The organism is Pantoea sp. PNA 03-3 (assembly GCF_003201175.1).
In the GTDB taxonomy this organism is placed as follows: Bacteria; Pseudomonadota; Gammaproteobacteria; order Enterobacterales; family Enterobacteriaceae; genus Pantoea; species Pantoea stewartii.
The window spans coordinates 62,308-71,557 of sequence record NZ_QICO01000013.1 but is presented as its reverse complement, the minus strand read 5'-3'; the positions used below and the strand labels follow the sequence as shown (position 1 = coordinate 71,557).

The 9,250-nt window shown below is 45.1% G+C and carries 6 protein-coding genes; 2 read left to right on the top strand and 4 right to left on the bottom strand.

Annotation, left to right across the window (positions count from 1 at the left end):
* Positions 1–64: 64 nt before the first annotated feature.
* Together C7433_RS22220 and C7433_RS22215 are read right to left on the bottom strand one after the other, a co-directional pair.
* Complete coding sequence (locus C7433_RS22220) at positions 65–1,480, bottom strand: hypothetical protein (protein ID WP_110268927.1); 1,416 nt, start codon at positions 1,478–1,480, stop codon at positions 65–67.
* 31 nt (positions 1,481–1,511) lie between these two features.
* The gene (locus C7433_RS22215) at positions 1,512–2,117 is read right to left on the bottom strand and encodes a hypothetical protein (RefSeq protein ID WP_014593732.1); all 606 of its coding nucleotides are present in this window, start codon (positions 2,115–2,117) and stop codon (positions 1,512–1,514) included.
* A 1,335-nt stretch (positions 2,118–3,452) separates the two neighbouring features.
* Here C7433_RS22215 and C7433_RS22210 point away from each other — a divergent pair.
* Both C7433_RS22210 and C7433_RS23675 read left to right on the top strand, forming a co-directional pair.
* Complete coding sequence (locus C7433_RS22210; protein ID WP_110268926.1) at positions 3,453–4,307, top strand: tyrosine-type recombinase/integrase; 855 nt, start codon at positions 3,453–3,455, stop codon at positions 4,305–4,307.
* Between the two features lie 949 nt (positions 4,308–5,256).
* Positions 5,257–5,562: a hypothetical protein gene (locus C7433_RS23675; RefSeq protein ID WP_158281349.1), complete on the top strand. Its 306-nt coding sequence runs from the start codon at positions 5,257–5,259 to the stop codon at positions 5,560–5,562.
* Positions 5,563–6,556: 994 nt separating this feature from the next.
* Here the strand turns inward: C7433_RS23675 and C7433_RS22205 are convergent.
* Both C7433_RS22205 and C7433_RS22200 read right to left on the bottom strand, forming a co-directional pair.
* Positions 6,557–7,546: a ParB/RepB/Spo0J family partition protein gene (locus C7433_RS22205; protein ID WP_105080086.1), complete on the bottom strand. Its 990-nt coding sequence runs from the start codon at positions 7,544–7,546 to the stop codon at positions 6,557–6,559.
* On the bottom strand, positions 7,543–8,751 hold the full coding sequence (locus C7433_RS22200) for an AAA family ATPase (protein ID WP_110268925.1): 1,209 nt from the start codon (positions 8,749–8,751) through the stop codon (positions 7,543–7,545). Before C7433_RS22200 ends, C7433_RS22205 begins: the two co-directional genes overlap by 4 nt.
* Positions 8,752–9,250: the final 499 nt, after the last annotated feature.

Here is a 9,250-nt window from a genome sequence, read left to right as displayed (position 1 = left end):
ACGCCATCTGAATTTGCAGCAGGCTGGCGAAACGGGAAACATGAAGAAAAACCCACCGACATTACTAACTGAAGGTTGTATCTAATACTGGGGGCTGGTCAGTGGTGGTATTACCACTGTAATTTGTTTCTGTAGATGTGCCATCCAGATTATTTGTCAATGTACTAAGGAGAGTGCCCGTTTCGTTTTCACCACTATATTTACTGGTCACGGTGCTCCAGTTACCAGTGGATTCGTTATAGACGGTCGTTTCCGATGTGCCGTCGAAGTTGTTTATTTTTGTTTCTGTGATCTGATTGGTATTATTAGCATCACCGTAAATATTAAATTTATTAGTATCAGTCCCTGTTATACTGTTCCCCGTTCCGACAATTGTTCCTGTGGAGTCATCGCCCATGAAAGCACTGTTGTTATTTCCAAAGACTGAAACGTTATCTGATGAACCACCTGTTATTACATTGCCGTTACCTATAATGTTGACTTCAGCATCAGATTCTAGATTAATAACAGAGTTATTAGCTGTAATATCAAGCCTTCCAGATGAGGATGAGATAGTAGCTGCCGAATTATTACCAACCAAAGTTGCAAAGCTTGTATTTCCATCCGAAGTAGAATAAGAGTATGTATTGCTTTTTTCGGATGTCATTGAGGTATTTACACTACTGCCATTTCCGAGATTAAATGTATCGTTACCAGTTTCTCCAGTAATGTTAACAGTTATACCACTGTCAACATTAAGCTGAACGTTTTTTAATTCACTAAATGCCGCTATTGTTGCATCATCTCCATCACCTTTTGTAATATTTATAATGGTTTCAGGGAGAGATTCTTTGGACACGGTATTATTGAAGGCATCACTGCGCGTTGCATCGCCCGGATCTGCCGCTGAAAACCAGTTTTCCATGTTCTCAGAAGCAGTTAAAGAATCACTCCATGTAAGTGAAATACCGTTAGTTACGATTGATTGTCCCGATAAGAAACCTCCGAATTGGCGTAATAGGCTGGTACCAAAGTGATTTGCGATGTCGTAAATACGCTGTATAGATTCAGGTTCTGAAGCTATTTGCGAATAAATATCGTCATTAGTAATATCAAGGAGATTGGTAGTTGTGTGAACTAATTGCGCTTCATAATTGTTAAGCAAATTATCCATGATCTGCTTACCAGCAGTAGTTGCCAGAGCAGCTTGTAGCTGTTCGCTTAATGCTGTTTTAACGTCATTACCAAGAGTACCTCTTTGGGATAGTTGGTCAATTTGAGTGTCAGTAAAGCCCATGGACCTTAGCGCGTCCTCTGCAAGATCATTGTTTCTAACATCAAATTGATACAATCCGAAAGAATAAGAACTATATCCACCTGCCCAGTTAAACTCGTTTAAGACTGATGGTCTCGAACCATCTTCTGTAGCAAAAGCCGTCGTTCGATATTGTTTGAGTTGGTCAATGAGAGTTTGTTTATCAATAAATTCACTTGCAGACATGATCGTTTCCTTATATTAAAGTAATGATAATTTATTTTGGCCAGGAGTCCCACAAGTCACCGATTTTTTCATTATAAATTATACTGTTATTTTTTTGTTGTTCTTTAAGTAATGGGGCTAACTTAAGCTGCCAGATATTTACTATTTCATCTTTCCCTTGTGCCGATTTAACAATATTAGTGGGAGTTCTATATGCTTCCTGATTGTGAACACATTCAAAACTTACCTTTCCGTTCATAGTGACTGCGCTTGGATTGTCATTAATATTTTCATCGAAATATAGACGAAATAAACCTTTTTTTGTTTCAGCCTGCAATATTGTTGATGCACCGCTTTTTGGGATATTAACAATTTGTTTTATTTTATCTAGTTTCAGGTTTTTAATATTTAAATTTTCTTGGTATGCAAAAAACATTTGTTTATTTGCACTATTCATGCAAATAGCTATAGTTTCTTTCGATTTGCTCGGGCATGAGAAAATCTCTATTTGTTCTTTATTGCATATTGTTGGATAGGATGTTTCTGGGGTTTGCACCCATGCCTTTACATCAATATTATCAGAAGCATATACTTTTATGATTGCCAGATTTGAAATTAAAATACAATTAATTAAGAGAATACTAAAGAAATTGAACATTTTAGTTCCTTTTGAAATCCCAGGTTTTTTCTGAAGGTTTAAATTAGAAAAAAGAGCACAAAGAGATTGGGAAGCTAACAGATAGAATTATTTTAAAGAAATAAATATCTTAAGTAAGTCCCTTATAATATTAAGCTTACAGTAGAAATATAAAAAATTCTCGCCAATATCATATATTGTCAACATGGAAAAATAACTTCACCCATTCATGGGTTATTATATCATCTTGTCATTTCTAGACTATTTATATTTATGGGTGGTTATTAATCATCCTGAAGCTAAAATTAATTTTTATTTCTTCACACCGCCTGACAATTTAAAACACCTTAAGTGCAATGGAGATTTTTCGCCACTTGTTTTTAATTTATTTATGCATTGTTTAAACTTCATTTAATCATAAGTATAGTGCTAGAAGCATAAATATTTACACATATAATGATAAACAAAATAAAATTATCTTACACATAGACACAAAAATAGTTTAAGCAAAGGTTTTTTCTTTTTTACAGCTAGTACTTTTTATAAATAACTTAAAAGTAGGGGGGGTGATTTTTTAAGTAGTGGCAGATGAAAATTCTAATTTAATTTTTAAATTAAGTTTCTTATAAACCTTAAAGAAAAATAAACAGGCTAAAAATGAAGTGATCTGTAAATGACATGTGATTAATCTGACACAACTATCATTTCTTATGGGGTATTAATTTAGGCAATGACTGTAGTGTCTGACATGAACGATGTGAAAATTTATTCAGTGGTCAGGCTATGTCATTAAGATGATAACCACTATGCTGTGCAAAATCTGACGCATAACTCTCCTGCTTTTTTGCCAGAATTAATGAAACTACGTCTGTTTTTTATCCTGTTCATTCTCGCTCGGACCCAGTCCTTCATCCTTTAAGTGTAATGAACTGTCACCTTTCACACAGCTGATGCTCCTCAATATACTTTCCAGCTATCAGGTCATAGGGAGCAGCTCACTTGGCGTATTGATGCGGAACGAACACGACCGTTTTGATGACCACTATAATACTGACATTATTCCACAACTCCGTTCCTGACCAGGTATTCATACCAGAGTGCCTGGACGCCCCCGCCCTGTCCGCCTTTTTCAGTTTCTCCTTTACCGGCAGGGGGTTAGCGGCGCTGACTGCGCGAGAAACGGCGCCGGGCGCCTGCTTTTTGTTTTCGGCCGACCAGGTTATTCTCCGTATACGGGAGAAAAGCCGGAAAACCGTTCCGACGAGGATCCTGTGTGGATCGATTTATTCTCATCGAAAATCCTTTACAGATGCGCGAAAATACGTTACACACCCGCAGAAAACGGAGATTAAAAGTTTGGGCACTTTGCCCCGCGAAACGACGCAGATTTCACACAGCGACGCCAGTGGTCATAATGCGAACAGTTCAGGCGCTGCACGCTATTTTGACTACGAAAGTGCGGTCGCGCTGCGAAACCTGGCGGCCGCCTACGGCACCGACATGCCACGCTACCTGCTCGCCCCCGAGGTGGCCGTGCTGCTGTCAAAAGTGACCGATCTCCGCAAACGCCTGTTTATTGATACGCTGTGGAACACCGGCGGCCGGCTCAATGAAATACTGCCGCTGACCCGAGGGGATTTTGTGCTGGACGATCCACTGAGTGCGGCTCCGCTCGTCTCGCCGTTCGTGGTGCTCCGCACGCTCAAGCAGCGCAGGCTGGGCGAAATTGCCGCCAGCCGATCCCGTCGCCGCGGGCGCCCGACAAAAGAAGAGCAGCAGGCTGAGCAGGAGGCGCAGGCGGAGATACGCGATAACCCGCCGCGGGCCGTGCCGCTCACCGATCCGGCCTTCGTCCAGCGGCTCAGGGAATGGTTTGCGACCGCACAGCCCGCCGCCGGCGCACGGCTCTGGGATATCCGGAGCGAAGACACGGCCCGCAGCTGGATAAGTCAAGCGATAGAGGCTGCAAAGCGTGACGGCGTCACGTTCTCCATCCGCCCTGTCACGCCCAAGACATTCCGGGATTCGTTCGCGATGCATCTGGTCCAGCACCAGGTTCCGCAGAAGGTCATCCAGACCCTGATGGGCCATAAGGACTCCAAGTCAACAGAATGGTACACACGGGTGTTTGCACTGGATGTGACCCGCCAGCTGGGCGTGCGCTTCACCCTGGATGCCGATGAGGCCAGACGGCTGCTGCTGTGTAGATGATCTGCTGCTAGGGGCCGGAACGACCGGAGACCTGGTTACGGTATCAACCCGATATGGCCGCGGACGCGTGGGCCGCCGATATACTGTTTGCTTCTTGTTGACTGCGCTGCCGTTTTTAATACAAACGGCATTAACGTCATCCCGATGCGTGCGGTGATGCTTCTGGAGAACAATCTCATGACGTTTTTTCCGGCTCAGCCTGCCGGCTGTTTCAGTCCGGAGATGAAGAGATATCTGCACTTCAGTGGGTTAAATCAACTCTGCTGTGATAAACCCGCACACCGTAAGTGAGCTTTGCCCGTTTTTCCGGGAGTGTCGCTGTCAGACAAAATACAGGCGCTGTCCGGGACTTTCATGACGGGTGAAACCCTCTGGCAGCGTGGCACGTGTATTGCTCTCCCGGAGGATGTCAAAACTGTGCTGACAGCCATTCCCTGAAGCTAAAAACTTAAATCGTGACAGCCGGCGTCTTTACTTCAGGATCGGCGGTGAGTCCCGAAACCTTTTTAACACAGCCGTTACTGCTGCTGCCGCATAGTGCAGCAGGCAGGGGAAAACTCCAGCATCGTCATGCCGCGGCTCACGCGAAGAGTTAAGCAACATGCTGAATAAGCCTGAGTTTCAGCTGCGTTTATTTTTTTCGAATGTGCGCTGACCTCAGTGTCCGGCAGTTTCAGCTGAGAGTCTGTAATAAGCGATTTTTTTCCCGGCCTCGCGACCGCGAAAACTGCGCGCTTATCCCTGCAACCGCCTCTGGGGGACTGTAAAAGTCATTTATCTCCCCTCCCCGGAAAACGGAAAGCGCCCTTATCTACACTGCCAATAATATCTGTCTGTACGTTCAGAATGAACAGGTCACCCGCGAGGCGCCATGCATAAATAGACGGGGCTTTTGTAAGTGGCTAAAAAAACTTAATCGCCTGCCTGCTCGCAGGATTTTTATGGCCACATGACTGAGTTGAAACGAATACTTTTGATGCCGAATGACAGCCGTCTATCTGCAGCCGGTGCAGGGCGGATTTCGTTTGGTCAGGCACTGCCTGCCTGTGCCGCAGTAGTGAACAGAATGAACCTGGTCCGTGGTATCCGGGCTCGCTTCATGACCCACCTCAGAATCCATTCATATAGAGGCTGGCAGAATTCGGGTCTTCCTAAATTGCAAAAAGGTAATGCAAAAAGATGCGTTTTTTTGACGTCAGGTTTTTATCCCGACAAAAGACCTCTTTCAATACTGGCGCTGTCAGGTAGCCTATGAAGACCCAACCGACTGATGCCTTTCTAGGGACAGCAGGAGAATATGCGTAACCTGACGAGATAATATTCAAACAGGAGGTTTTACATATTTTGTTCGGAGTACGCCTCATGTTCTGCCCATAATTCTCCAGCATCGACATAACTGACACTATCAGCCCTTGCTTTTCTCATCATGGGATTCAGCAGTCAGTCCCGATGACAGTTATTCGTGTCACTGAGAAAAGTGTCACCGATCAGTTCCTGCAATAAACTGCCGCGAGGTGCTCAAGACTGAAACGCCGGGGCGGCTCTGAATCAGGTCAAAAGTCAGGACAATAAGCAACGAACTTTTAACGAACTCATTTTCATATTTGCTCCATTCTTGATAACTGTAATTCTGCCCAGGAGTGTCAGCCTTTCTGTCAGAGCCCCCTAAGAGTGTCAGTATAAGCCCTGCAATATGGCCGGCTCCAGGTCACTGAATGCAGACTGAACTTTCATCAGGGAACGCCTTTGCTGCGCCCTTTCATTAGGGTTCGGATTTCAATGTTTGGAAATGGGCCATGCTCTGTGCTTAAGTTTCTGGCTGAAGGCACCTGAGCTCATTAGTGTGCTCATCAGTCATGATTAATCACCGGCCTGACGTTAACATGAAAAAATTTTAGCGGGGCATGAAAGGCTGGCTTGTACGCCAACCCGGAGAATACATCTCTGGCATTTTGATTCAGTGGGTTTCTCATTAACCGCCGGGTTTGCGCATTATTCTGTAATTCGGATGCGTCGGAACAAGCTTAAAATCCAGATTTACTCGTGACTTTACTTTTTGCCGCATCTACTGTTACTGAAAAAAAACCGATCGCAAGCCGGCAAGCATCATAAAAAACCATGGGAATTTCAGGCTGAAATTATTTTACTTTATCTATTAAAATCAATAGTTTATATATGATTTCCGAGGGGTAAAAATAATTTTTCAAATACTGAAATCTGTTCACTGAGGTTCCGGCAGCAGGGCCCGTTCACCGGTCGTTCACGGATTTAATCACCATGCGGTCAATGACGCTTCGAACGGCGGCATCAAGCTCAGCTTGGCAGGCAGCAGATAGACGGGAAAACTCGTAAGTGACAAGACGTTTATCAGCGTCCGTTTTTTTTCGGGCGAACTGCTTTTTATCAGTAAACTCTGCCAGCTTCTCTGTCACGATTTTTTTGCTGCCCGCTGTTTTACGAGGACCTTCACTTTCAGCACGAAAATAGCTGATTATCCGGTTTTTATAAGCGGGATCAGCAATATCATGAGGAGCTTCCTCTTCCATCCGGCTGCGGACGCAACTAACTAAGGTGTCAGTTGTGATATGTCTTGCTCGTGCTTTATCACTCACTTCCAGCAGAGCCCGATAGTCACTGATGGAAAGCTCGCTGACAGAGGGAAAAACCGCGATAATTTCATCAGGCACAGCGGCAGCCTGAAAAGCCCGGGTTACCTTGGCGGCAGACAGCCCTTCTGCAGCGGCTATCTCTGACTGATTCATATCTTCCGGATACATGAGTCTGAGACGTTTTCCGAGTTCACGCAGCGTATGCTCTTTTGCTGTCTGAATGTCCACGGCCAGTTGTCTGGCATCGGAAAGAGACAAGGCATCACGCGTCACCAGCACCTCAAATGCGGTTCCGTTGTAAATGCAGGCAGCACGACGTCGTGAACCATCCAGTATCTCTGTTCGACCATTAACCTCACGTCCGATGGCTGGAAAGAACTGCTGGAGCCGGATGGTCCGGGAAATATCACTGACCGATTCGCGCGTCAGAAATGCCTGGTCACGGCCGTTTACCGTGGCATCAACGAACGTCTGTGTTTCGATTTCGTCATGCAGTATCTTGGTCAGGACAAACCGGGCCTGAGCACCGGACTTGAGGGTAAATACACGCTCGCTGCCTGACTCGTTCATCATTTTTGAAAAACTGGAATTACCCAGTTGCCGGCCCAGTTTGACCATTTCCTTTTTCATTTCACACCTCTGATGAATTCAATCCTTTTAAATACGGCCTGAGTGAAACGCTCCGCCTCACGCTTCGCTTTTTTGAGCGCCTCGGCACTTCCCGGATAGGAACTGGGATCAGCACTCACAATGGTGTCGAAGCTTTCGCCGCAGCGTTCAAACCCGTCAAGCCTGGGCAATGTCGCATCAAGAATGTAAGAGGTAAAAACATCACGGGCGAGGCCGTGTGTCATTTCATGATCCCGCTTCGAGGTCATTTTCGACATGAAGCCAATATTTCCCTTTATCCGCGGCGTGATGCCCTCTTCCTCAAGCTGCTCAATCATTTCAGGCAGCCTCGTGAGGTACTTAAGGGTGGAGTGAAAATCGACCTGCGCGGGCGGTGTGGGCGTGAGCAGCAGATCGCTCGCGGCGAGTGCATTTAACATGAAGGCATCGAGGTGAGGACCTGTATCAATAAAGATGAAATCGTAATCAGAACCGACACGATCAATAATCGTTCGGCGCAACACTTCAGAAGGAAGCCTGTCAGGCAAATGCTCTCTGACGAGATCATTCCACTGACTTGCAATAAAACCATCGTCAATAGAAGCTGGAATGACATCAACACCGGGGATAATGGTGGGTTTAATGATTTCCTCTCTGAGCTGGCCAGCATCCAGATCGTTAAGCATTGCTTGTGCAGCTGTTTCCATTATGGAACCAATGCTGTTTTCCTGGCTGAGAAACATGGTACTAGAGGCCTGAGGATCGAGATCAACAACCAGAATACGAAGATCGTGCTGAAGAAGATCCTGATGGACCCGCAGGCCATGCGCCAGAGTCACCGTACTGACGGTTTTTGATACCCCGCCTTTCAGGTTCACAACAAAAATAACAAAAGGCCCATCCCCCGCGTGCACATCACGATATTTAGGCACTTTACGGTGAGCATAGATATCGACAACGTCCTGGATGGTCAGAGCATAATGCCGTGTGTTACCGGCATCTTTTTTGCCAAAGACGTGTCCCTGCGATTCCATTTCTTCAATGGCCTGCTCAACGGCACGGCGGCTGAGTTTGGGAAGATTAGCTACGGAATTGCGTGTGAACGTCTGATAGTACTGATCAAGACCAAACTCATTCCTTCTGACTGAAATATCGTCGCTCATGCTGCGCAGCATCGCGCTCGCTCTGCGGGCCGTCTCGTCCACGCCACCGTAATGACTTTTCATTTAACCGTTCCGTTGTCAATTTTGAAACTGATTGTACATCTGAAAAACGTCAGATCAACTTATTTCGTAAAATCATAGAAATGTTGTACAAACGGAAAATATGCCAACTGACAGTTTTCTTTAGTCTGTCATTCAAAAATCATCCAGGTAAGGCAAAAATCTAAAAAGCTTTAATCCGTTGAATGCAAGCTGAGAAGCACCTACCCTGACTTGATTGTGGCTTACTTTATTGATTTTAAATGTTTTTATTATTATATTTCAGATTGAAATTCCCATGTGTGTTGTCTGTGAAGCCCAGTGGAAGGCGTATGCTATGTCATTTATCAGACCTGCGTTCACGTGATTAAAATTACGTTCATTACACCGTCCGCAATAAACGTTAACTTCATTACCTGACTCAGGTCTGATGAATTTATGAAAAAGATACCATACGGCTGAAAATCTGATTCAAAATCCCATGAGTCTTCGAAGGCTTGTTGGCTGTTACGTTAACCTGTCA

Excerpts from the sequence above, each read along its gene's own strand:
- C7433_RS22220 (WP_110268927.1), bottom strand. The coding sequence starts at position 1,480 with ATGTCTGCAAGTGAATTTATTGATAAACAAACTCTCATTGACCAACTC.
- C7433_RS22215 (WP_014593732.1), bottom strand. The coding sequence starts at position 2,117 with ATGTTCAATTTCTTTAGTATTCTCTTAATTAATTGTATTTTAATTTCA.
- C7433_RS23675 (WP_158281349.1), top strand. The coding sequence starts at position 5,257 with ATGACTGAGTTGAAACGAATACTTTTGATGCCGAATGACAGCCGTCTA.
- C7433_RS22205 (WP_105080086.1), bottom strand. The coding sequence starts at position 7,546 with ATGAAAAAGGAAATGGTCAAACTGGGCCGGCAACTGGGTAATTCCAGT.
- C7433_RS22200 (WP_110268925.1), bottom strand. The coding sequence starts at position 8,751 with ATGAAAAGTCATTACGGTGGCGTGGACGAGACGGCCCGCAGAGCGAGC.